The sequence below is a fragment of the Bacillus sp. 7894-2 genome (assembly GCF_002272225.1).
GTDB lineage: Bacteria > Bacillota > Bacilli > Bacillales > Cytobacillaceae > Cytobacillus.
The window spans coordinates 19,419-43,663 of record NZ_NPDG01000010.1; the positions used below are offsets into that span (position 1 = coordinate 19,419).

A 24,245-nucleotide genomic window follows, 5' to 3' on the forward strand; every position below is an offset into this window, starting at 1 on the left:
GGGTTTAGGTTTCTTGATAGTATCTTTAATATGGAGGGCTGATATTGGGTGCTTTTTTGATTGGACCAGTATTAGTGAAGTACGAATGGGTAATAGTCCTGCTTTCAGGAATTGTTTCTTATTTCACTTTTGTACAAGTCTTAAGAGACAGTGGGGAATATAAAAAAGTTTTTATGAATGTCATCTTGAATGCAGTTCTTATTGGCTTTTTTACTTATAAGTTTAGTTCAATCCTTTTCCAAACAGAAAATATTTTAAGCAGCGCGATGGGAATTCTATATTTCTCAGGAGGAAGGAAAGGAATAATTTTAGGAGCTTCTTTTGCTATATTCTATTTAGTATTGGCTATTAAGAAATACAACTATCCGCTGAATAAATGGATTCAAGGAATTGTTTACGGATCTGTCACATTTATGCTGTCTTATTGGCTGTTCAGAACCTTATTAATTTTGCTTTTCTAGGTTAAAATACAATCAAGGAAGCAAAAAGGCTTAAAAAGCCGGGAGGGAAAACAGCATGTTCAAAAAAATGTTTGCAGCATCTGTGTTATTAGTCATAATTACCGCGGTTTTTGCAGTGCAGGCTTTTGAAAAAGGTGAAGTCGAAAGTCGGCCCGTTAATCAGACAGGATTAGGAATAGGCTTGAAAGCCCCCGATTTCGAATTGAAAAATCTGCAGGGGGAAACAGTCAAGCTCTCAGATTACAAAGGAAAAAAAGTCATGCTGAATTTTTGGGCAACCTGGTGTCCTCCATGTAAAGCTGAAATGCCTGATATTCAAAAATTTTATACTCAGAAGGGAAATGAAGTTGCTATATTGGCGGTGAACATCGATCCTCAGTCTGATGTAGCAGGGTTTGCTAAAGAAATGCGAGTAAACTTTCCGATTTTACTTGATGTGGACGAAAAAGCTTCTAACGCTTATCAAATAATAACAATTCCAACCACTTTTTTTATTGATGAAGAGGGAATTATTCGGAATAAATATTTAAGTGCGATGTCTGTGGAGCTTATGAATCAGTATATAGATGAAATGTAGAAAAACATTTGCAAAAGCAGATGTTTTTTTTATAGGTTTATGCAGTCATAAAAAGGGAAAAATTTAATTAGAATTAATATTTTCTGAATGTTTTACCAATAAAAACGAACCTTATGAGCTTTTTTCACGTAGTCTGGGTATATGCGGATTAAATTTTCGAAAAGTTGTAATAATTTAACGGTTTTCTGGAGATAATGATTGTTACAATGTTATTAAAGGAAGGTGAAAGATTTATGAGAAAGCCTAGAAAACGCTCCTTTGCTGAATTAGTACTAGAAAATAAAAACCAGCTGCTTAAAGATCATGATGCTATGGAAAAAATCGAAGAGCGCCTCGAGCTCAAACGTCTGAATAAGGCTGAATAGAATTACTTGCCAATCATGAAACCCTCTTCAAATGCACAAACTTTAAATGAGGAGGGATATGAATGAGTAATCCAAAAAGACACCCTAATCATTTCAATCCGAACCATATCGGTACACAATCACGCGGATTTGGCGGCAACAAAGGCAAGAAGATGCAGGACAAATCCGGACAGCATGCTCAAGTAATACAAACTAAAGGCGAATAATTGAAAATAGAACCTGCCATTATTTTAACGGCAGGTTCTTTTGCTTCCGAATATATCAGGCAAGCAACCCACACTTTTCCGCCAATATTTTTCTTGTTCTTTCACAAACTAAATCTGTACCATCACCTAACAAAGGGAGGAACATACCATGGCATATAATAGACCAAACCCTGATGATCGCAGCGATAACGTTGAAAAGCTTCAATCCATGATCGTTCATACGATTGAGAACATGGACGAGGCTGAAGAATCAATGAAGTATGCCAATGCAGAAGATCTTGCCAGAATTGAAGCTAAAAATGAGCGCCGCCGGGAAAGTCTTGACTCTTTCCGTTCAGAAATCAAGGATGAATACCAGGCACAGCAAAACGGCAATAGCAGCGAGAAAAATAATTATTGACAGCTTCAAGACCTAATCGATTATGATTAGGTCTTTTCCTATGGAGATATGGAGCGCATCCTTATAGATAATTATTGAAATATGGTAAGATAAGTTGAGGAAACTAAGAAGAAGAAGTGATAATCGATGACACAGCAGAATAGACAGGTTAAATCAGAAATTAAGGTTGGCCAATGGAAAAATGAGCTTGATCAATACGGATACATACAAAATGAAGCAGAGTTGCTGAATGTAATTAAGAATATGAATGAAAAGACAAATCCAGGTCTGCTTTCGGAATTATTAGCCCTGGCTGCTATCTCCCGGTTAAATAAGAATACTGATGATACTCTTGCCAGTGCATGGCTGCAGAAAGCAGTTGAGCTGGACACTGGCAATACATTGGCAGCGGCCCAATTAGGAAAATCCGAATGGAAAAATAAAAGCAATCTCCTTGAAGCATTGACTTTCCCGCCGATACGGGAAACCGATAACAGAGCTGCTAAAAAGAAAACAGCTGAGCAATTTATAGAAATTTGCCGAAGCTTTATGAACAAAGCGGATGACGAGTTAGAAGACCTGCAAAAAAAGCAGCATGCCTATGAGGATGAGGAATACCGGAAGTTAACTGAAATACTTGATAAAGCTATTGAAGAGACAGCTTTTCTTTTAAAGGCTTCTGAGGAATATGAACAATCCATTTCAGGTGTCTTCCATACTTCAACATACTATACAGATATGAAAAATCACTTAAGTGCCATCAACAGACTTAAAAATGACTGGAAAGAGATATTTGAATCAGAGGAAGAGGAATCTGGAGTACAAACCGATCCACTGGATGAACTTAATGACATGGTTGGCCTTAACTCGGTCAAAAGCAGAGTTCATGACTTTTATCGGTTTTTAAAATATCAAAACGAACGCAAGTCACTGGGTTTTCAGACAAAGGATGAACTCAGCCTTAACATGATACTAACCGGAAATCCAGGTACGGGAAAAACAACTATCGCACGGCTGTTGGCAAAGATTTATCATAGCCTTGGTGTTTTGCCTCGGGAAGAAGTGATCGAAGCTGACCGATCACAGCTGGTTGGCGGATTTGTCGGGCAAACAGAAGAAAATGTCAGGGCTGCTGTTGAAAAGGCGATCGGCGGTGTACTGTTCATTGATGAGGCATACAGCTTAAAGCGTGAGGGGCAGACTGGCAGCGATTATGGACAAACTGCCATTGATACCCTTGTATCGCTCATGACTGGAACTGAGTACGGAGGAAAGTTTGCGGTTATCATGGCCGGTTATCCAGAAGAGATGAGACAATTTCTCGACAGCAATCCTGGTCTCCGCAGCCGTTTCCCGGAGTCGAACTTTATTGCACTGCCTGATTATACGAATATGGAGCTTTTGCAGATTGCTGAAAAGCTGTCTGCTGATAATGACTATGTCCTTACTGAAGGAGCAAAGCAGGAACTGGGCAAACGTATTGAAAAAGAACGGGTTGATGATACTTTCGGTAATGCGAGGACTGTCAGAAACATTGTTTTGGATGCGATTTTTAAAAAAGGCTCACAAGCAAAAAATAATGAAAACATCATGTCGTATACACTTTTGGAAAAAGAGGATTTTGAAAGTGAAGAAGAAGAAAAACTGATGAATCCACAGGAGCAGCTTGACCGGCTGGTTGGACTTGAAACAGTTAAAACAGAAGTTCAAAACTTAGTGTCCTTTGTTAAAATGCAGCAGATGCGCCGTGAAAAAGATCTTCCGGTTGTCCCAATCCAGCTCCATTCAGTATTCACCGGTAATCCGGGTACAGGAAAAACGACTGTAGCAAAGATCTATGCAGAATTGCTGAAGGAATGCGGATTCCTGAAACGCGGACATTTAATGGTTGCGAGCCGTGCTGATTTTGTAGCCGGCTATGTTGGCCAAACTGCTATCAAGACAAAGAAAAAGATAAGAGAGGCATTAGGCGGCGTCCTATTCATCGATGAGGCATATTCACTTCTTTCCCAGACATCAGGAGATTTTGGCAAAGAAGTCATTGATACGTTAGTGGATGAAATGACAAAGCATAATGAAAATCTTATCGTTGTTTTGGCTGGCTACCCGAATGAAATGGAGAAGCTATTGGCAAGTAACCCTGGGTTAAAGTCCCGATTCAAAAAGTTCTTTCATTTCAAGGATTATTCAACCGCAGAGCTCCTGGAAATTATTATTTCGTATGCTGGAAAATATGAATACACTCTAACGGAGGAAGCAAAGGATTACCTTAACCACACTTTATCAAAGATTGTAGTAAACGGGAATGGACGTTTTGCGGCCAATCTTGCGGATGAGGCCATTCAGGCACAGGCCATGAGAATTGTTTCAGCACTTGCTGAGGATATTGAGCAGGTAAGCATTTTGGAGAAGCCGGATTTCGAAATCGCTTTAAATAAAATAAGTAAAGGGGAATAGGGATGCTCATCTCAACAAGAGAAATAGAGGTTAGGTATGCAGAAACAGATCAAATGGGAGTAGTATACCATGCCAATTACCTGGTATGGATGGAGCTTGGCCGGACACAGATCATAAAAGATCTTGGATTCAGTTATGCCGAAATGGAGAAGGATGGAATCATCTCTCCTGTTCTGGATATCCTTGCTTCTTATAAAAAACCATTGCGCTACGGGCAAACTGCAACAATTAAGACCTGGATTGAAGAGTATGACGGTTTCCGCGTCAGCTATGGATATGAAATATTCAATGATGTAGGAGAGCTTGCCGTAACAGGCTTGTCCAAGCATGTTTGCGTCAAAAAGGATAATTTCCGCCCAATCTCAATTAAAAAGAAATATCCTGATTGGCATGAAGCATATGAAAAGGCAAAAAAACAGCCTGAAGGTGCTGTCAGATAATAAAGGATGGAGATTAAAAATGGCATTCGGCCTTCGAAGGAAAGATCTTCAAGAATGGAAGAGGAAAATAGACCGTGGTGAAATTGCTTTTTTAACTCATTATTGGTTAGATGAGCGATTCCCTGGGTGTAAAACGGTCACAAAGGTCGGCTGTTCAGATTTGAAGAAATTGATTGATTGGGGAGAATCGCATGGCCTTAAGCCGGAGTGGATTGATTATCGGACTGATGGCTACTCACACTTTGATTTGATTGGGGCCAGGCAGAAGGAAATCCTTGAAAAAGAGAAGCTGTTGGAGCAGCTGGAACAGCTGAAATGAAAGAAGAAGCAGGCAGTGTCTGCTTCTTTTACTCATTGGTATATTTGAATTCAGGTTCCTGTGCTTTTTTATTAAATGTCACGAACAAATCGTGATTATCAAAGTACCATAAGTCCTTTTCTTCGATAAAGTAAGTAATTCCGTTTTTTTCAGTCTGCACTCCTGCGTCATGTGGCTGTTCATTCGAGACGCCTAATGAAAATCCCTGCTGAACAGTGCTGCAGCCTCCATATCTTGCAAAAAAGCGGACGAAGTCACCCTTATTTAAGAGCATTTCTTCCTGATGCCATTGGGCAGCCTGATCTTCGATATGTATGTTCATTTGAAATTCCTCCTCTTGGGTGATAGTCATATTATAGGCTAGTTTTTCCTTATGCGCGAATAAAATGTCTGCTGCATTTCTTTTTTGATGGCCATGTCAGCACTCAACTATCCTGGAAAAGATATTAAACCGCTTAAAATCATAAATACGTTCATGGCCATATGCCATATGAAAGCAGGAAAGATGCTTTGGGATTTCACTGTGACGGCCGCGTAAAATATCCCTCCGACAGCAAACAGCAGACACAAAACAAATGAGTAGCCAAGCATGATATGAGAAAATCCAAATGCCAGCCCCGAAAAAAGAACTGCTGTCTTTTCTCCTGACAGTTCAGCCATTCTGGATAAGATGATTCCTCTCCATAAAAGCTCTTCCATTATCCCGTTTACAATCGAGAAGCCAATCAGGAATATTAAAAAGTCCCTTGAAAACGAGATATTTGCTGAAAAAATAGAATAAGCAAATGCAGCAAAATTAATTAGGATAGCAATCATAAGAAAATACTTTATTTTTATTGAATGGAAACCGCTCCATATGAATGGGAAAAATATGAGGGAATTCCAATCCGGTTTTTGCAGAAAGGGGAAGGCCGTTTTATTAAACTTTATTGAAATATAGACCAGAATCAGTATCGGGATCACCAGAAGAAACCGATTCAATATCAATAAGATATAGTATGGAAGGGGCAGTGCATCAAGCAGCTTATCACCATAAAGAAACAAAAGGCTGCCTGTTAAATATCCGGCAATGGTCCAGGAAAAAACACGCTCCTGCTTTGAGAGAAGCAATAAAAAAATGATAAGGCCAAACGAAAGAATGAAAGCGAAAGCGAAAAGCTTCGATTGAAAAAGCAATACGCCAGCGGTGAATACGCTTAGCTGCAAAAAAGGAAGAGACTTATTAACATTTACGGTTTTCATAATAGAACCTCCCTGCATACAAGATATTTTACCATTTTTTACACAAAAAAAGCGCTATAAGCGCTTTACTGAACATTTCCCATCATATGTTTCATAATTTCGGCAAATTTGGACTCTGCATGTGGTAAACCAAAGCTTCCCGCATCCTCGAGCGGTACGATCCGGTAATTACTCAGCTGTTTATTGCTGACGTAGGTCGGGACGAATTCCGGTTTGGTAAGTGAGATATCGACCCCGTTTTGGTCTATATATTTTGTAACCTCCACAGTGGCAAGCCCGCCTATATCTTTATAATCGCGCATCTGACCGGATAAAAAATTGCCAAGCGAGTAAACGACCAATGACCGGCCGCCGTCTTTTCTGTCAATCCACTCCATAGGCTGCAGCACATGTGGATGGTGGCCGAAGATAATGTCAACACCTTCATTTACGAGAGTCTCAGCTAATTTCTTTTGCTCCTCTGTTGGCTGAAGCTGGTATTCATTTCCCCAATGCATACTCATCACAACGACGTCAGCTTCGTCTTTAGCCCGGTTAATTTCTTTTTTTATGGCGGTTTCATCAATGAGATTAACGAGATATTCCTTACCTGCCGGAACAGGAATTCCGTTTGTGCCATAGGTATAAGAAAGATAGGCAACTTTAATTCCGTTTTTGCTGAGTATTTTCAAGGTTTGCTGCTCACGGGGTGTTCTGCTCGTTCCCACATGCGGCAAACCAATTTGATCCATATAATCCAGAGAGGCTTCCAAGCCCTTTACTCCCTTATCGAGTGAATGGTTATTGGCAGTTGATACAATATCAACGCCTGCATCAATGAGGGCATTCCCCACTTCCTGAGGGCTGTTGAACATTGGGTAACTGGAAATTCCTATCTTTGGGCCGCCAAGAATAGTCTCTTGATTGGCAAGTAAGAGATCGGGAGTACTTAATAGCGACTTTGCATGTTCAAACATCGGTTTGAAATCATAGCCTGTTTTTGTTTTAGCATCATTATATACCCAATCATGAATAAGGATGTCTCCGATAGCTCCCAAGGTCACCCTTTCAATAAGGATTTTATTACCCTCGGCAGTTTCCCTATTTTCAGCATGCAATTGAACAGGTTTGGCTTCGGCTGCCTCAGCCTTATATTCAGTGTGCATTTTATAGATTAAGAGACCCGAACAAATTACTAATGTGGTACAGAAAAATGCAGATAACAGGAAGGCTTTGGTGTTTTTCATCAAAATTATCCCCTTAATATAAAGCATCATAATATATATTAATAGTCTAATTTTAATATGAACTTTCGCATTTTTCATCATTTTTCTGCAATTTTTCCATATATTCAATGCCTTTTATTGGTTCGAAGCCATAGGAAGTTCAATTGTAAAAACACTGCCTTTTGAAAGAGTGGAATGGACTTTAATTCTGCCATTATGTTCCTCAATTATTTTCCGGCATATGGACAAACCAATGCCAGTCCCTTTTTCTTTCGTTGTATAAAATGGCAAAAATAATCTGCTGATCGTTTCTCCTGTCATTCCCGGTCCATTATCCTCAATAATGATTTGGATTTTCCGGCTGTTTGATTTGGCAGTCAGGCAAACCATTCCTTCTCCTGCATGAGCGTCTTCACATGCCTCCAGTGCATTTTTTATTAAATTAATCAGTACTTGCTTTATCTTATTAGAATCACCATAGATGGCGGGCTCTCCAGGACATAGGTTAACTGAAAGGTTTATATTTTTAATATTTGCCTGATTTTCGAAAGAAATCTTCATTTCCTGAATCAATGTGTTTAAGTCTATTTCCGTTTTCTTGTTTATTCCAGGTTTCGATGCATTTAGAAAATCATAAATCAGATCATTTGCCCTATTAATCTCATCAATCGCAATTTGGGCGTACTGTTCTTTGCCGATTTCAACTAAATGGGGCATCAAGAGCTGCATAAACCCTTTCACTGTTGTCAGCGGATTTCTGATTTCATGGGCTAATGCTGCTGCCAGCTGACTGCCGCTTTCGCAGATATCTCTTTCTGCTATTTTTATATACCTCTTTTTTTCCTTTTCCATCTCATTGTTCATCCTAACATTAGCGTTTTCGGCAAAAGTTAAGCCTAAACTAATGTATGGCGAAAGATATCAATATATGTTCTTTTATGTATAAAAATTTATTTACAAAGTAAAAAACAGCAGAAATAAGATCTGCTGCTTTGCGGTGCCGGCTGGTTTTTAGCCAAGCCATTTTATTTTGGGCTCGGTTTTGTCCCTGATTCGTTTAATGTTGGCCCTGTGCCTGTATATAACAAAGAATCCCAGGATGGAAACAACGATAATTAGCGGGATGTCACCTAAAATAAGAGCGTAAATGATGGATGCTGCTGCTGCCAGAATAGAGGATAAAGACACATACTTAGTTATGTAAAGGCTTAAGAAGAAAACACCCAATATGATAAGAAACATGAACGGTACATAGGCTAATAGCACTCCGCCTGAAGTTGCCACTGCTTTTCCTCCCCGAAAACCGGCAAACAGAGGATACATATGTCCAATAACGGCAAAAACTCCGGCAATAAGGTGATGCATATCCGAGCCAAAGAACAAGGGAAGGGATGCAGCAAGGGTGCCTTTTAAGATATCAGCTATGGTCACGATCATGCCGGCCTTCACTCCAAGGGTCCGGAATGTATTGGTACCGCCCAGATTTCCGCTGCCATGCTCACGAATATCCACTCCATAAAAAAGTTTTCCTACAATTAAACCTGAAGGAATGGAGCCAAGTAAATAAGCTAAAATAATGATAATTCCATAAATCATAAAAACTCTCCTTCATACTTTCTATGTTAGTATATTGTACCATGTGAGCAAAGCAGCATACCATGTGCAATTAAAAAGAAGTCCAATTTATTTCAGGGGGGTGCTTCAAACTCTCTGGCTTTTGTTTGATATGTTTGACACCGGGTATTAGTAGACTGTCACAGCAATCAAATCCAATTAAAGGAGAGATTCAGCATGGAACAAAATAATAACGTAAATGGACAAGCAGCTAATGTAGAGGGAAAGCTTGATAACATGGGGAGCGAGAAGAAAGATGAAATTCTTTCAAGCTTTGATGGATTTAAAGATTATTTAAGCGGAAAGGTTTCCATGGGACAGAAAATGGGCATGGATGAGGAGCAGCTTGCTAATACTGCTCAAAAGGTAGGAGATTATCTGGCTTCCAAAGAAGATCCGAGAAACCGGGAAGAAAAACTTCTTCAGGAATTGTGGAAGGTAGGAACAGAAGAAGAAAAGCATAAGCTGTCTCATATGCTTGTAAAGCTTGTTGGCTAATAATAGATATAAATGGCGAAGGCACCTGCCTTCGTCTTTTATTTTGCCTGAAGGCGCATAGATGAGTTTACAATAGTCAAAAATGGTCTATATATAGTTATCGCAGTCTAAGGAGCAGGGGGAGTCTTGGTGAAAAAGGTTCTGGGAAAAGTAAAAATAAAAAAGGTATGGATACCCATATTGAGCCTTGTGCTGGTATTGGCAGCAACCATCATCTATCAATCCAATAAATCACTGCCAAAGGGTCTTTCGTTTGAAGGGGAAGTATATTCTGCAGAGGATGCTCAGTTCCTTTACGATTTAACCTATGAAAAAGAAAATGGCAAAAGAGAAAGTGAACAGCAGATCTTTCAGCGCATTATAGAAGCAATTGACGAGTCAGAGGATTTTATAGTGATGGATATGTTTTTATTCAATGGCTTTAATGATGGGGATAAAAAATATCCGGATATTAGCGGTAAAATTGCTGATAAGCTAATCGAAAAAAAGCTCAGCCGCCCGAATATGGAAATTACCGTGATCACGGATCGGATTAACAGCACCTATGGATCGCATGAAGTTCCGGAATTCCGGGAACTTAAAGAGAATGGCATAAACGTGGTTTATACTTCACTAGTTCCTTTAAGAGATTCAAATCCCATTTATTCGGCATTCTGGCGTGTGTTTATTCAATGGTTTGGCCAGAGTGGAGAAGGCTGGCTGCCGAATCCGCTCGCAGAAAATGCTCCAAAGGTGACATTCAGGTCCTATCTCGATCTAATGAACATAAAAGCAAATCACCGGAAGGTTTTTGTGACGGAAAAAACAGGAATTGTTACTTCAGGAAACCCGCACAATGCCAGCGGATTTCATTCCAATATAGCATTTGAAGTAAAAGGGCCCATCTTAGCTGATCTCGTCAAAACGGAGCAGGCTGTGGTCGATTATTCAGCATCCGGCAAATTGGCAGATTTCAAACCTGAAAAGAGTAATAAAACCGGTCCGCTTAAGGTCCAGGTGCTGACTGAAGGCAAAATTTATAAACACATTCTTCAAGAAATCAATAAAGTCAAGAAAGGGGAAACCATCTGGCTTGGCATGTTTTATCTTGCTGACCGGAAAGTGGTTGACGCACTTAAAGAAGCAGCCGACCGGGGAGTTATAGTACAAATGATCCTGGATCCCAACCAGAACGCTTTCGGATCTGAAAAAATTGGGCTCCCTAATATACCTGTTGCTGCTGAATTGGATAAACTGGGCCATGAAAACATAAAAATCAGATGGTACAATACTGGATTTGAACAATACCATCCGAAAATCATGTATGTAACCGGCAAAGAAAAAAGTTTGATCATAGCTGGTTCAGCTAATTTTACAAGAAGAAATCTGGATGATTTAAACCTGGAGACAAATTTAAAAATCAGTGCTCCAGCCCAATCCCAGGTTATGAGGGATGTTGACAGGTATTTTAATAAGCTTTGGAATAATGACGGTGCCATTTATACAAAGAACTATTCATCCAACGAGAAAATGCCGGGGGTTAAATATATTACTTACAGACTGCAGAAGCTTACTCACTTTACAACATACTGATAAAAAGTTGAAACCTTTCCTGTATTAATTTCGTTAATATAGGAAGGGGTGAATAATTGAAGATATTCTAAATTTTCTTCCCATTATCTGATTATTTCGTTACGATGGAAGTAAGGGGAGGAAAAGGAATGTATGAAATAGAAACAAGTCAGAAAAAGGCTCCCGCTAAAAAATTTATTTTTGCGGGGCTTTTGTTTGCTTTTACACTGATAATCTCAAGCATAATCCTATTTTTATACCCTTTTGCTTCAAAGGAGAAGGCAGCTTACTTTAAAGGAGATCATCCGATTTTGTTTATGGGCAAACAGGCAGGAAATGCTTATTTAGAAGGGGAAACGATCTATCTGCCATTAACTTTTCTGCAGAAATTTGTTGATGACGCTATTATTGTTGATGAACATTCACAATCTATCATCATTGCCACTAAGAATAAAGTAGTACAGCTTCCGACTGAATCTTCGAGTTATTATGTGAATGAGGAGGCTGTTAAATTGGACTTTTCTGCTGTTAAACAGATAGGTGGAGAAAGGTATTTAGCGATTGAGCCCCTGGTGGCTTTCTATCCCATTACTTATTCAATACTCTCTGATACAGGTGCAGTTTGGATTAAAAAGAATGGGGAGACTATGGCTTCCGGTAAAGTGACGGAAAAAGATATTCATGAAGAATTTCTCCGGCTGCGGACAAAAGCAAGCCTGGATTCACCATATACAGCCACCGTATCTCCTAAGGAGAAAATTTTTATTGAGCAGAAAAAGGGAGACTACTATCTTATCAGAAAAGAAGACGGCAGAGCCGGTTATATGAAGAAGCAATACATAAAAAAGGGGGAGAGCAAGAAAATTGCTATTTCCCTTGAAGAAACAGAATATACAGTTCCCAAAATGGAAGGACCTATTCAGCTGACCTGGGAAGCTGTATATACTAAAAACCCGAATACTTCGAACATCCCGATGATGGCTGGTGTGAATGTCATTTCACCAACATGGTTTGAGCTGGCGGACGGAAAAGGGACTATTAAAAATCTTGGTTCAAAGGATTATGCAAATGGTCCAGAAAACAGGGATACCAAATTTGGGGCTTGTTTTCAAATGCATTTGACCCTGAATTAACACATGAAGCTTTTGGTTCTTTTGAAACAAGGCAGAATATGATTCGCCAGCTTCTGCATTTCAGTCAATTATATGGATTAAACGGGATCAATCTGGACATTGAAAATGTTAATCCTGTAGACGGGCCTTATATAACACAGTTTGTAAGGGAAGCCACTCCTTACTTTCATGAAGCAGGTTTAGTAGTGTCGATGGATATCACCTTCATTTCATCAAGCGGCAATTGGTCGGCTTTTTATGAAAGGGATAAGCTTGCCGGGATAGCAGATTATATGGTAGTCATGGCTTATGATGAGCATTGGGGCAGCTCACAGGTTGCGGGAAGTGTAGCGAGCCTCCCGTGGGTCGAGGAAAACCTGAAACTTTTGCTCGAGGTTGTGCCCAATGAGAAATTAATATTGGGTGTGCCTTTATATACAAGATTATGGGAACAAAAATCAAATGGGGATGTTTCTTCCAAAGCCCTATCAATGGGCAAAGTGAAAGAATGGCTCAGTCAAAATAAAATTACTCCGGTATACGATCCGGCAAGCGGGCAAAATTATGCGGAGCATTTTTCAGAAAAAGATAAAATCACATACAGAGTGTGGCTTGAAGATGAAATTTCACTATCCAAACGGGCTGAATTAGCTAAGAAGTATAATTTAGCCGGTGTTGCAAGCTGGAGCAGGTACTTTGCAGATGAAACAGCCTGGTCTGCCTTAACTTTAACTAATAAGGAAGCAGCTAAAAAATGAAAGAAAGGCCGGAGAACATCCCGGCCTTATTTTTCTGCCTCAGCTTTAATGTGGCTAAAAGATCTTACAGAAAATAAACCCTTATCAGTTAATTTGAGTTCAGGGATAACCGGAAGCGCTAAAAATGAGAGCGTCAAAAACGGGTTGAATTCCATGCTGCATCCGATTGTCATAAGTGCATGATTCAATTGGGATAAACGTGAATGGATAAATGAAGAATCCCGATCAGTCATGAGTCCTGCAATAGGCAGAGGCAGTTCGGCAAGAATCTTCCCATCCTGGACTACAGCAAGGCCGCCTTTCATGGCTGCGGTCTGCTTAATGGCAGCCAGCAAATCCTCATCTGATGTGCCTGCTGCGACAATGTTATGAGAATCGTGGGCAACTGTTGAAGCAATCGCGCCTCTTGTGATCCCTAATCCCTTCACAATGCCAAGTCCCAGGCTGCCTGTGCAATTGTGCCGCTCAACAACCGCCAGCTTTAAGAGATCTCTATGAGGATTTGGCTGGAAATATCCATCCATTACATCTGCCTTTTCCACCAGATGCCTGGTCACAATGCTGTTCGGTATAATGCCAATGATATTGCAGTCACCATTCCCAATCGGAATGCTTAAATTATCATAGCTCATGCTGCTGATTTTGACACTGTTCAAGATGGGTGCTGCAGGTGCAATGCTGTTGGGAACAGAATTCTTCATGAACCCGTTTTCTGCAGCAAGTATTCCGCTCTTTATTACTTTCTCCACCTTGACACTTCTTAGATCACTAAGAAAAACCAGGTCGGCTTCATAACCGGGAGCAATAGCCCCTTTATTTTTCAGGCCGAAACATTCTGCTGCATTCAGAGTAGCGATCTGTATGGCAAGGAGAGGGTCAATCCCTTCGCTAATGGCCATTCTGACATTATGATCAATGCTGCCTTCATTGATCAAATCATCCAGATGCTTATCATCCGTAACAAATAAACAGCGCCGTGCGTTTTGTTCGCTGACAGATTTGAGAAGGGACAATAAATCTCTCGCCGCAGACCCCTCCCGCAGCATTACATACATCCCTTTGCGCATCCGGTCCAGTGCTTCTTCTGGATTGATGCATTCATGGTCTGTTCTTATGCCGGCTGCCATGTAAATATTGATTTCATCCGCATTAAGTCCTGCTGCATGCCCATCAATGCATTTTCCTTTACTATAGGCTGCTTCCAGTTTTTTCAGCATTCCCTCATCATTGTTCATAACAGCGGGATAATCCATAACTTCACCGAGCCCCAGCACTCTTGGGTGACTGTAATATTTTTCGAGATCCGTATAACTGAGGGAAGCGCCGGCATTTTCAAATGGAGTTGCAGGCACGCAGGATGGAAGCATAAAAAATACATCGAGCGGGATATCTTCTGAAGATTCAAGCATGAAGTCAATGCCGTCAGTACCGCTGACATTGGCTATTTCATGAGGGTCTGCAATCACTGTCGTTACTCCATGTGGGAGGACAACATTACTGAACTCAGCAGGAGTAACCATCGCCGACTCTATATGAACATGCCCATCAACAAAGCCGGGAGCGATAAAGCTGCCCCCAGCATCAATAATTTCTTTGCCTTCATAGCTTCCTAAGCCAGCTATGAATCCATCTGCAACTGCTATGTCTTCCTCGATGATTTCACGTGTAAATACGTTTATTACCTTTCCGTTTTTAATAACCAGATCGGCAAGAGTTCTTTTAGCCGCCACATCAATTCTTTTTCGTAACATTTCAATGGTAAGCTTCATATGGACTCCCCACTTTGTAGAAAATATCAGTCATCAGATTAATGACCGCCCATAATGAAATTAATAATAAAGGCAACGCTTACAAAATACATGATCCAGTGGATTTGCTGATGCTTGCCAGTAAGAAGCTTGAGCAGTGTGTAAGAGATAAAGCCGAATGCCAGTCCCTGGGCGATGCTGAACGTTAAAGGCATGAGAACAATCGTTAAAAAGACAGGAATCACATCAGTAAAATCATCAAAGCTTATATGTTTAATTTCACTAAGCATTAAGGCTCCAACTAGAATGAGAATAGGTGCAGTTGCGACAGACGGTATGAAATAGATGAGCGGAGCAAAAATGAGCGACAGGAAAAACAGTACAGCTACAGTTAAAGAAGTTAAGCCGGTGCGTCCGCCTTCCGAGATCCCTGTGGCGTTTTCGACGTAAGCGTTTAAGGCAGTGCTTCCGAAGGCTGCACTTGCCATCGTTCCAACTGCATCTGCCTGAAGAGCACGATCCAGGTTTTCAATTTTTCCATTTTCATCTGTGAGGCCGGCTTTTCTTGATAATCCGATGAGGGTAGCTAAATTGTCAAATAATTCTACTATCGTAAAGGAGAAAATGACTGAGATGATGCCATATTTTACTGCTCCCATAATATCCATAGCTAAAAACGTCTCAGACATGCTAGGGAGATTGAGGGACACGATGTCACCTACTGCTTTTGGGTAGGCAATAAAACCAACAATCATGGCTGCTGCACTTGTACCTAATATACTAATAAGCAGGGCGCCTTTTACTTTCTTTGCCATCAGGAGGGCGGCAATAATTAATCCGAATAGGGCAAGAAGCGGACCCTTGGCGGTGATACTTCCCAATCCGACAAACGTAGCGTCATTTGCGACTACAAGCTCTGCATTTTTTAACCCGATGAAAGCAATAAATAAACCAATCCCTACACCTATAGCTGACTTTAAGACATCCGGGACACCATCTACGATCTTCTGCCGGACTCCGGTAACTGTCAAAATTAAAAACACAATCCCCGATATAAATACAGCACCAAGTGCTGTTTGCCAGGAAAGACCCTGACCAAGAACAACTGTATACGCAAAAAATGCATTCAGCCCCATGCCCGGGGCTACTGCTACAGGGAAATTTGCCCACAGTGCCATTAGAAGGGTACAGAAGACACTTGCGTAAATCGTTGCAGCCAATGCGGCTTCTTTTGGTATTCCTGCGTCAGCTAAGATAATCGGGTTGACAAAGATGATATAGCTCATTGTCATAAACGACGTAATGCCAGCCAGTATTTCTGTCTTTACATTTGTGTTCCGTGCGGAAAGCTTAAAGAGCCGTTCTAAGAGGTTCGCATTAGAGGCAGGCGGGAGGCCCGACCCAAGATCCTTTTCAATCATCGACATGAAAGGTCACTCCTTATTCATGGTTAATGTTCATCCAGAGACACGAACTGACTAGAACATGGAACAGGCGGGAGATCTATTTTCCTGGTTAGATGGGTTCAATAAAAACATCCATAATTCCACCGCATATTCCGCCATCTTCATAAAACAGCCCTTTTGTTAAATCTACGCGCTTTTGACTTGGGGTATTTGTTTGTATGACCTGGAAAGCCTTTTCAATTACTTCTGCTTCACCACAGCCTCCGCCAATTGTTCCTTCTATTCTTCCGCAGGGGAACACAATCATCCGGCTTCCAGTTTTTCTCGGGGTAGAGCCCTTCGTGCGGATAATTGTGGCGAGTGCTGCTTTCTCACCTCCTTTCCTGATATCGAGGGCCCGCTTTATAAGCTGCATTTGGTCCATTTGCCAGCCCCCTCATGGAAACCCATTTTTGCAAATCTTTTAATTTGCGAACTTAAGGAATCTCCTGATTTTTGATTTTTCACTTTCAGAATTTCTGCCATGATGCTGACAGCAATTTCTGCAGGAGTTTCAGCACCAATATCAAGACCCACAGGGGTGTATAGATTTTCAAAGCTTTCATCCCGAAAATCCTCCTGAAGTTCTTCGAATACACCCGAAATACGTCTTCTGCTGCCGATCATTCCAATATATCCTGCCTGACATTCCCTTTTTAAAAGTTCATTCAAACTGAGAACATCATACTTATGTCCCCTTGTAAGAAGGAGAATATACGATTTTTCTGAAATGTCGACATGCCTGAAATATTCCAGATAGGATTGGCAAACCACTTCATCCGCATTTGGAAAGCGTTCTCTGTTTGCATACTCTTTCCGATCGTCTATTACTGTCACGAAAAATCCGAGCATACGTCCCATTTCTGCCACGGGTTCACACACATGGCCGGCACCGGCGACTATCAAATGGAGAGGAGAAGGGAAGTACTCTGCAAAACATTCAACTAAACGTTCTTTCCACATAAATCTCACAGTGCCGGACCGTTTTTTGGTGACCAATTTATTGCAATGTACCGCTAATAAATCCCTCACATCAAGCGGCAGAAGGGAGGCTTCAGTGCAGAATTCTCCGCCTGGCCATAATAAAGCTTTGGCTCCAATGAGTTTTTCATCAGGATAATTTGTTATGGTCAGCAGAAATGTGTCTTTCCGGTTTTTGATTGACTGTTCTAATCTGGCAAATAAATGGCTGCTCATCAATAGGATCACCTTGTGGATTGGACTTTTTGTTTTTTGAGATCTTTTAAGGCATTAAACACTCTTTCGGGAGTAGCGGGCAGATGGCGGATTCTGGCTCCTGTTGCATCATATATGGCTGACATAATAGCAGCAATAATCGGAATCATTACCACTTCTCCAATTCCCTTCGCCCCAAAGGGTCCTGATTGTTCGGGCTCTTCTACCGAAAAGGTCTCAATCAAAGGAGTCTCGCGAATAGTAGGGATGATATAATCAGTGAAATTCCGCGTTTTATGATACCCATTCTCGATCAGTATATCTTCATACAGGGTATACCCGATGCCCATTACGGCTCCGCCTTCAGTCTGGCCCTCCAGCCCTTGCGGATTAATGACCTTGCCCGCATCCGGGATGGACACAACCCGCAAAACTTCCGTTTCACCTGTTAAAGTATCAACTTCCACCATCACCACATGTGTCAAATATCCGTATAAATGGTGGGGAGCACCGCCTGAACCTTTGATTTCTTCTTTTTCTTTCGGCAGGTAGAAGTGTCCTTCTACTCTAGTTGCCTGATGATGGTCATAAAGGTATTTATAGATAGACTTATAAGGGATGGTCTCTCCATGGGCTGAAATATGGTTCGGTCTTAAGTCAATTTGAGATGAATCTAAATTCAGCATTTCAGCTGCAGTTTGAATAAGAAGCTCAGTCATCCTGGGTGCTGCTGCCGCGACAGCTCTTCCTCCGGTATAGGTGGAGCGGGATGCAGTTACAGTACCGCTATCAAGTGTTCTATGTGTATCACCTTGAACGATGCTGATATTGCTGATATCACAGTTCAGCATTTCAGCGGCTATCTGGGCATAGGCGGTGCTGTTGCCTCCGCCAATCTCCTCGCATCCCACACCAACAAGGAATGTTCCATCCGGAAGAAGTTCAATAGAGGCGGCTCCATAGTCGGGAAGACCAATGCCCATTCCGATGCCATGAAAGGATGTTGCCACGGAAACTCCCCGTTTTTTCCATGGCTCACTTACTTCGGATTTGTATTTTTCCCGGTTCTTCCACAGGTCGCAATTCTCTGCTGTTTCCAGGGTTTTATAGGTTCCGACACTGGATTTGACAATATGGCCGACACTGGAAACTTCACCTTGGTGATAGACATTTTTTTTGCGCAATTCAATAGGGTCTATTCCAAGCTTTTCTGCAATCATGTCCATATGTGTTTCAATTCCCATGCATACCTGATTGACACCAAAGCCTCTGAAGGCACCGGCAATGCCATTATTGGTATACACACAGAATCCTTCGAGATCCACATTCGGAATTTTATAAGGGCCGCATGAATGTTCGATCGCAAGGGCAATGACTGCTCCTCCAAGTGATGCATAAGCACCAGTATCTCCTATGGCTTTCACCTGATTGGCAAGGAGTGTCCCGTCTTTTTTGGCAGCGGTCTTCATCTGGACTTTAAAAGGATGCCTTTTTATGCCCGCGATGACAGACTCTTCCCGGCTTAAATGGATTTTTACAGGCCGGCCCTTCGTATGGAGCGCAAGGAGAGCAAGATATATTTGAACCGTGATTTCATCCTTCCCGCCGAAGGCACCGCCAATTGGGCTCGAAATGACTCTTATTCTTTCAGGGTTATAAGCTAGGGACCTCGCAATCTGCATTCGATCGCGGTATGCATATTGTCCAGGACAGCGAATCGTGAGGAACCCTTCGTCATCCATAACACCCCAGCCGCCTTCTGTTTCGATAAAAGCATGCATTTGCCGGGGAGAGTAGAAGGTATTCTCTAAAATGATGTCAGCTTCCTCGAAGGCTTTCTCCATGTTTCCATTATTAATTTTGACATGACTGTGCAGATTGCCATCAGGATGAAGCTTTGGAGCAGAATCTGTCAGGGCATATTCAGCATCTGCAACAACTTCGAGGGGCTCATAGTCCACTTTAATTAAACTCAGTGCCTGCTCGGCGATTTCCAGTGTTTCTGCAGCTACCAGGGCTACAGCGTCACCAGTGCACCGGACAACATCAGAACACAGAACAGGCTGGTCGGGAACAACAATCCCAAATCCATTAAAGCCGGGAATATCTTTATGGGTTAGTACACATATAACTCCAGGCAGATTTTTGGCTGCTTCAAAATCAATGGAATTAATTTTTGCGTGCGGATATTCAGACCGCAGCACTTTGCCCCAAACCATATTGTCAAAATGGTAATCCGTCATATATTTTAATTCTCCGGTTACTTTTTCCGGGCCATCAATTCTTTTCACCCTTTTTCCAACCCATTTGGTGTTCAATGGTTATTCCACCTCCTGATTAAACGGTATAATCCTCTTTCCAATAAAGCACTCGCCATATCCCTTCTATATGTAGCAGTTGCTCTTCCATCTGTGATGGGCATGACCTCTTTCCAGGCAATTTTGGCGATATTCCGGATTAATTCATCATCAAGCTGTCCGAGGGGAAGCATAGATTCACACTTGCGTACCCGGATAATAGTTGGTGCCACAGATCCGAAGGCGATTTTTCCTTCCCTGCATTTCAGGTCCTGGTCCATTGTGAGTGAAATAGCAACATTCACAATGGAAATAGATTGTGCTTTGCGGGGGCCGAGCTTCTGGAAAATGCCTATTTCATTTGGTCTTTGCGGTTTTATGAGGATTTTTGTGATCATTTCATTTTCTTTTAATACCGTCCTGCCGGGACCAAGGATAAACTCTTCGATTGGAATGATTCGTTTATTCGACAGCGAGGTGAGCTCAAGCCTTGCTCCAAGAACATATAAAGCCGGAAGGGTATCGCCTGCAGGAGAGGCAGTGCCAATATTGCCGCCGATTGTTCCCATATTCTGCATTTGAGTGGCCCCGACTTCACGCGCTGCATCCACGAGAACATCCGCTTTTCTTTGCAGAAGCGGAGAATGAATAATATCTGTATGTGTGGTCAATGGGCCAATATGGATACAATCATCACTTTCCTCTATATACCGCAGTTCATTTAAGTTTTTTATATTGATCCAAACCTCCGGCCGCCATTTGCCTTCCTTCATCCGGACTGCAGCATCTGTACCGCCGGCTATCACTCTATGGATTCTGCCCTCCTTTGATAGCAGCATCAGACATTCGGATAGAGAGGAAGGGGTAAACATGTCAATCTCTGAAACAAGCATCGACTTACCTCCTGGTATATTTTTTAAGAGCATTTTTATAATCTTCCTGATGGTTCAGGTTAAGATGAATTTGCTCATTTTCCACTGGCACCTCTAGAAGAAATTTTTCATGCTGCTGAATAATATGTCTCAAGCCCATTTTCTCTTCCTTAATCGATAAAAGCTCGTGTCTCAATCTGGAGGAAAAGAGGATGGGGTGGCCTCTTTTGCCATGGTGGCTGGGGACTGCAATCAGACAGCCGCTTTTTGTAAGATTCCCGGCGAGATTATTAACGATGACAGCTTGAAGCGGCTGGTCCACGGATGTAATCAGAATCGTTTCTGATAACATGTCTGCAGCTTTCACCCCTGCAATGATGGACGAGCATTTACCATCTTGAAAATGTTCATTTATTATCATTTTTGCAGAATGATTTTTTCCGTGTGGAAGGAATTTTTCAGCTTCACATCCCAATACGACGACAAGATCAGTAAACACCGATTTACTGAGGGTGTTTAGCTGATGCTCGAATAATGTCGTTCCATTCCATGGCAGCAGTCCTTTTATAGTGCCCATTCTGCTGGACTTGCCCGCGGCAAGCAAAATAGCTGTATGTGTCATGGATTAACCGATTGTTTCCGGCTCGGATCTTTTTTTGAAGCAGCTGTCTGAACGGCCTTAATAATTTTGGTATAGCCTGTACAGCGGCATAGATTGCCTCCTAATGCGGTTTTAATTTCCCCAACGGATGGAACATGGTCAATTCCATCCAGGAAAGCTTTTGCTGATACGATGATTCCCGGAGTACAGTACCCGCATTGTGTTGCTCCTTCTGCAATAAATGACTCCTGAATCACATCCAGATTTGGTGATAATCCGACCCCTTCACAAGTGGTGATCTCCTGGTTTTCCGCCTGACCAGCGAGGATAAGACAGGAACATACAACCTCATTATTGATTAGAACAGAGCATGATCCGCATTCTCCCTTTCCGCAGCATTCCTTGCTGGCAGTCAGACCCAGATCTTCCCTCAAAACATCAAGGAGCGGTTTAGCAGGCGGGCAAAGGACTGTACATTCCTTTCCATTAACAATAAATTGAATACTTTTCAAATCTTCGCCTCCTCAGAGATTTTGAAACTATAATGGCAATGAAAAAATAGTGTGAGCAGTTTGTAGGGATATTAGCCTGGCGAGTAAGCAGGGGTATTTAAATTATGATATTATGCTTCTTCTTCTAAATAGACTAATAAGCACAAAAAAATTCCTGCACAAAAGGCACCTGTATGAAGTCCACAGGAAATATACCTTTCGTAGATAGGAATTCCGGTTCCCAGTAGAAACCCTCAAACCGATTATTGAGGTTATACGAAAAATTCTATTTAATTTTTCATGGTGCTGAAGGGAGGTTTTATTGGGACAATTATAGAAATAGAGGGGGAGTTGATTTGTAGTGTAATAGCTAAGTCAATATTTTGTCAAGTAAGAATTTTCTGAAAAAAAGATATTGACTTATAAAATTGCCTTGTTTAATATAGTGATTACAGGAGGATTACATGACTGTACTAACTTCAAAATTATCTCAGACAATCAAAAAAGATCTCGCTTTTCTTTATAATCGTGTCAACCAGGAGATCTATGGAACAGGCGTAAAAAAACAGCGTATTGAAACTTTTGATGATAGAGTCATCATCTTTGCCCAGCATAAGCGTGTTCAGGCACTGCAGATGCTGAGCCGGAACTTCCAACACCTGACTATTTCGGTTGATTCAGCATTGATTGTTGAATTTAAATCGCATTTAAAAGGATTGATTGAAAATGCTCTTCATTTGAAAGTCAAAACGATTTTAAAAGATTATGATCCTGTTACTGAAGAAGCATGCACTATTATTTATTTTGAAGAATAGTAGTTTTACATTATGTTGGGAGAGCTGTGCATGACGCAGTTTTCTTAAACCTGAATATAGGAGCGGTTCCTTTGTCTTTTGTTTAACGGAAGCTGGATGAGACCGCAGTAATAGAACATCTATGGTTTACTTTGATGTTTTCTATTGCTGCGGTTTTTTTTATACAAATATTTCTTTTGGGAGGTGATGCCGTTTTTAAAAAAGCTGGAGCAGGCTATGGCATAACAAAGAATTAAACCTGGGGGGAAAATCTTTGGAAAAGCTAAATCCTTGGAAGGTAGGGACTTTGGGATTTCAGCATGTGCTAGCCATGTATGCAGGTGCTGTTATTGTACCGCTGATTGTGGGACCGGCAATTGGGCTTAATGCCCAGCAACTTGCTTACTTAATATCGATTGATTTGTTTACCTGCGGGATTGCTACATTGCTTCAAGTTATAGGGGGGAAGCATTTTGGCATTAGGCTGCCTGTCATTCTGGGATGTACTTTTACAGCAGTCGGCCCGATGATTGCCATCGGGAATTTGCAGGGCATTACTGCCATTTACGGAGCAATTATTGCTTCAGGTATTATCGTCATGATCCTATCACAATTTATGAGTAAAATTATGAGGTTTTTCCCGCCGATCGTTACCGGTTCAGTCGTCGCTATTATCGGGGTATCACTAATTCCTGTCGCCATGAATAATGCTGCAGGCGGGCTGGGATCACCTGATTATGGAAGTTCGGAGAATCTATTCCTGGCTGCATTTACACTGGTGCTGATTATTTTAATGAACAGGTTTTTTAAAGGCTACATGAAAGCGATCTCTGTCCTGCTGTCATTGGTGGCCGGGACAATAGCAGCTTATTTTATGGGGCTCGTCAGCTTTGCCGAAGTCAGCCAGGCTTCCTGGTTTCATGTTGTTCAGCCGTTTTATTTCGGATTTCCTACATTCAATGCCTCAGCCATCCTTACGATGACTTTAGTAGCGATTGTAAGCATGATTGAATCTACTGGGGTATTTCTCGCTCTCGGAGATGTCTGTGAGAGAAAGCTGGACTCTAAAGACATAAAAAAGGGGCTGCGTGCAGAAGGACTGGCTGTTGTTATAGGGGGCATTTTTAACGCGTTTCCTTATACATCCTTTTCGCAGAATGTGGGACTGGTAGCATTGACTAAAGTAAAAACGAGAAATGTTGTTATCGCAGCTGGGGTCATATTAATGACTTTAGGCCTTTTGCCTAAAGTGGCTGCTCTGACTACGATTATTCCTATGGCTGTTCTTGGTGGAGCCATGATTCCAATGTTTGGGATGGTTATCTCATCAGGAATCAGAATGCTTTCTGCAGTGGATTTCAGCAAAAATGAAAATCTGCTGATTGTTGCCTGTTCAATAGGAATCGGACTTGGTTCAGCAGTTGTACCGCAGATTTTTGAGAGTCTGCCTACAAGTGCACGACTGCTGGTTGAAAATGGAATTGTATTGGGAAGCATCACAGCAATTTTATTAAATTTGGTATTTAATTATAAAGATTTAAATATAAGTGAAACTGAAAGAATCGAACAGCTGAAAGGAGATCACTCAGCTGAAATGATTTAATAGCAGCTGCTGTAACCATCTGCCTCAATTATAG

General features: G+C 41.4%; 27 protein-coding genes and 1 riboswitch. Of the genes, 14 read left to right on the forward strand and 13 right to left on the reverse strand.

The genetic code is table 11. The annotated features are described in order from the left end of the window. Window positions 1-44 precede the first annotated feature (44 nt). The 8 genes from CHI10_RS02250 (at window position 45) to CHI10_RS02285 (ending at window position 5,204) form a co-directional block, all read left to right on the forward strand. On the forward strand, window positions 45-461 hold the full coding sequence (locus tag CHI10_RS02250) for a hypothetical protein (protein WP_095242653.1): 417 nt from the start codon (window positions 45-47) through the stop codon (window positions 459-461). Window positions 462-516: 55 nt separating this feature from the next. Next, the gene (locus CHI10_RS02255; RefSeq protein ID WP_095242654.1) at window positions 517-1,038 is read left to right on the forward strand and encodes a peroxiredoxin family protein; all 522 of its coding nucleotides are present in this window, start codon (window positions 517-519) and stop codon (window positions 1,036-1,038) included. Window positions 1,039-1,271: 233 nt separating this feature from the next. Continuing rightward, on the forward strand, window positions 1,272-1,403 hold the full coding sequence (locus CHI10_RS02260; protein ID WP_179288929.1) for an FbpB family small basic protein: 132 nt from the start codon (window positions 1,272-1,274) through the stop codon (window positions 1,401-1,403). Between the two features lie 62 nt (window positions 1,404-1,465). Next, window positions 1,466-1,609 carry an acid-soluble spore protein N gene (locus CHI10_RS02265; RefSeq protein WP_035332449.1) on the forward strand — a complete coding sequence of 48 codons (144 nt, stop codon included), beginning with the start codon at window positions 1,466-1,468 and terminating at the stop codon, window positions 1,607-1,609. A gap of 148 nt (window positions 1,610-1,757) precedes the next feature. Beyond that, on the forward strand, window positions 1,758-2,009 hold the full coding sequence (gene tlp, locus CHI10_RS02270; protein ID WP_095242656.1) for a small acid-soluble spore protein Tlp: 252 nt from the start codon (window positions 1,758-1,760) through the stop codon (window positions 2,007-2,009). Window positions 2,010-2,135: 126 nt separating this feature from the next. Next, complete coding sequence (locus tag CHI10_RS02275; protein WP_095242657.1) at window positions 2,136-4,445, forward strand: AAA family ATPase; 2,310 nt, start codon at window positions 2,136-2,138, stop codon at window positions 4,443-4,445. 2 nt (window positions 4,446-4,447) lie between these two features. Next, the gene (locus CHI10_RS02280) at window positions 4,448-4,885 is read left to right on the forward strand and encodes an acyl-CoA thioesterase (protein WP_095242658.1); all 438 of its coding nucleotides are present in this window, start codon (window positions 4,448-4,450) and stop codon (window positions 4,883-4,885) included. 19 nt (window positions 4,886-4,904) lie between these two features. Beyond that, window positions 4,905-5,204 carry a hypothetical protein gene (locus tag CHI10_RS02285; protein WP_095242659.1) on the forward strand — a complete coding sequence of 100 codons (300 nt, stop codon included), beginning with the start codon at window positions 4,905-4,907 and terminating at the stop codon, window positions 5,202-5,204. 28 nt (window positions 5,205-5,232) lie between these two features. On the opposite strand, the gene CHI10_RS02290 is transcribed toward CHI10_RS02285, so the two are convergent. The 5 genes from CHI10_RS02290 to plsY form a co-directional block, all read right to left on the reverse strand. Then, on the reverse strand, window positions 5,233-5,526 hold the full coding sequence (locus CHI10_RS02290) for a HesB/YadR/YfhF family protein (RefSeq protein ID WP_095242660.1): 294 nt from the start codon (window positions 5,524-5,526) through the stop codon (window positions 5,233-5,235). Between the two features lie 107 nt (window positions 5,527-5,633). Continuing rightward, window positions 5,634-6,446, reverse strand: coding sequence for a CPBP family intramembrane glutamic endopeptidase (locus CHI10_RS02295; RefSeq protein WP_179288930.1), 813 nt, complete (start codon window positions 6,444-6,446; stop codon window positions 5,634-5,636). Between the two features lie 65 nt (window positions 6,447-6,511). Further along, window positions 6,512-7,672: a CapA family protein gene (locus CHI10_RS02300; RefSeq protein ID WP_095242662.1), complete on the reverse strand. Its 1,161-nt coding sequence runs from the start codon at window positions 7,670-7,672 to the stop codon at window positions 6,512-6,514. A 114-nt stretch (window positions 7,673-7,786) separates the two neighbouring features. Next, window positions 7,787-8,503 (reverse strand): sensor histidine kinase, encoded by a 717-nt coding sequence (locus tag CHI10_RS02305; protein WP_286136856.1) that lies wholly within the window; start codon window positions 8,501-8,503, stop codon window positions 7,787-7,789. 159 nt (window positions 8,504-8,662) lie between these two features. Next, the gene (gene plsY, locus CHI10_RS02310) at window positions 8,663-9,247 is read right to left on the reverse strand and encodes a glycerol-3-phosphate 1-O-acyltransferase PlsY (RefSeq protein ID WP_095242664.1); all 585 of its coding nucleotides are present in this window, start codon (window positions 9,245-9,247) and stop codon (window positions 8,663-8,665) included. 195 nt (window positions 9,248-9,442) lie between these two features. On the opposite strand from plsY, the gene CHI10_RS02315 reads away from it, so the two are divergent. From CHI10_RS02315 to CHI10_RS22845, 4 genes are all read left to right on the forward strand, one after another. Further along, window positions 9,443-9,763: a DUF3243 domain-containing protein gene (locus CHI10_RS02315; protein ID WP_095242665.1), complete on the forward strand. Its 321-nt coding sequence runs from the start codon at window positions 9,443-9,445 to the stop codon at window positions 9,761-9,763. Window positions 9,764-9,892: 129 nt separating this feature from the next. Next, window positions 9,893-11,335 (forward strand): phospholipase D family protein, encoded by a 1,443-nt coding sequence (locus tag CHI10_RS02320; RefSeq protein ID WP_095242666.1) that lies wholly within the window; start codon window positions 9,893-9,895, stop codon window positions 11,333-11,335. A 128-nt stretch (window positions 11,336-11,463) separates the two neighbouring features. Beyond that, on the forward strand, window positions 11,464-12,447 hold the full coding sequence (locus CHI10_RS22840) for a stalk domain-containing protein (protein WP_353615956.1): 984 nt from the start codon (window positions 11,464-11,466) through the stop codon (window positions 12,445-12,447). Next, window positions 12,417-13,184, forward strand: coding sequence for a glycosyl hydrolase family 18 protein (locus CHI10_RS22845; protein WP_353615957.1), 768 nt, complete (start codon window positions 12,417-12,419; stop codon window positions 13,182-13,184). Before CHI10_RS22840 ends, CHI10_RS22845 begins: the two co-directional genes overlap by 31 nt. Before the next feature lie 26 nt (window positions 13,185-13,210). On the opposite strand, the gene ade is transcribed toward CHI10_RS22845, so the two are convergent. The 8 genes from ade to CHI10_RS02365 form a co-directional block, all read right to left on the reverse strand. After that, the gene (gene ade, locus CHI10_RS02330; protein WP_095242667.1) at window positions 13,211-14,953 is read right to left on the reverse strand and encodes an adenine deaminase; all 1,743 of its coding nucleotides are present in this window, start codon (window positions 14,951-14,953) and stop codon (window positions 13,211-13,213) included. Window positions 14,954-14,991: 38 nt separating this feature from the next. Then, window positions 14,992-16,359: an NCS2 family permease gene (locus CHI10_RS02335; RefSeq protein ID WP_095242668.1), complete on the reverse strand. Its 1,368-nt coding sequence runs from the start codon at window positions 16,357-16,359 to the stop codon at window positions 14,992-14,994. A gap of 88 nt (window positions 16,360-16,447) precedes the next feature. Then, window positions 16,448-16,762: an XdhC family protein gene (locus CHI10_RS02340; protein ID WP_095242669.1), complete on the reverse strand. Its 315-nt coding sequence runs from the start codon at window positions 16,760-16,762 to the stop codon at window positions 16,448-16,450. Then, a complete protein-coding gene (locus tag CHI10_RS02345; RefSeq protein WP_095242670.1) occupies window positions 16,741-17,574 on the reverse strand; it encodes an XdhC family protein in 834 nt (277 codons plus the stop codon). The genes CHI10_RS02340 and CHI10_RS02345 overlap by 22 nt, the downstream gene beginning before the upstream one ends. A gap of 8 nt (window positions 17,575-17,582) precedes the next feature. Beyond that, window positions 17,583-19,871: a xanthine dehydrogenase family protein molybdopterin-binding subunit gene (locus tag CHI10_RS02350; protein WP_095242671.1), complete on the reverse strand. Its 2,289-nt coding sequence runs from the start codon at window positions 19,869-19,871 to the stop codon at window positions 17,583-17,585. After that, the gene (locus tag CHI10_RS02355) at window positions 19,868-20,743 is read right to left on the reverse strand and encodes an FAD binding domain-containing protein (protein WP_095242672.1); all 876 of its coding nucleotides are present in this window, start codon (window positions 20,741-20,743) and stop codon (window positions 19,868-19,870) included. Before CHI10_RS02355 ends, CHI10_RS02350 begins: the two co-directional genes overlap by 4 nt. A 4-nt stretch (window positions 20,744-20,747) precedes the next feature. Then, a complete protein-coding gene (locus tag CHI10_RS02360) occupies window positions 20,748-21,344 on the reverse strand; it encodes a nucleotidyltransferase family protein (protein WP_095242673.1) in 597 nt (198 codons plus the stop codon). Beyond that, window positions 21,341-21,835: a (2Fe-2S)-binding protein gene (locus tag CHI10_RS02365; protein WP_095242674.1), complete on the reverse strand. Its 495-nt coding sequence runs from the start codon at window positions 21,833-21,835 to the stop codon at window positions 21,341-21,343. The genes CHI10_RS02360 and CHI10_RS02365 overlap by 4 nt, the downstream gene beginning before the upstream one ends. Before the next feature lie 181 nt (window positions 21,836-22,016). Continuing rightward, a riboswitch (purine riboswitch) is annotated at window positions 22,017-22,114 on the reverse strand. Window positions 22,115-22,278: 164 nt separating this feature from the next. Here CHI10_RS02365 and CHI10_RS02370 point away from each other — a divergent pair. Next, window positions 22,279-22,629, forward strand: a complete 351-nt coding sequence (locus CHI10_RS02370; protein WP_095242675.1) for a Na-translocating system protein MpsC family protein — start codon at window positions 22,279-22,281, stop codon at window positions 22,627-22,629. A 253-nt stretch (window positions 22,630-22,882) separates the two neighbouring features. Further along, complete coding sequence (locus CHI10_RS02375) at window positions 22,883-24,211, forward strand: nucleobase:cation symporter-2 family protein (RefSeq protein ID WP_095242676.1); 1,329 nt, start codon at window positions 22,883-22,885, stop codon at window positions 24,209-24,211. The last annotated feature ends 34 nt before the right edge of the window (window positions 24,212-24,245 follow it).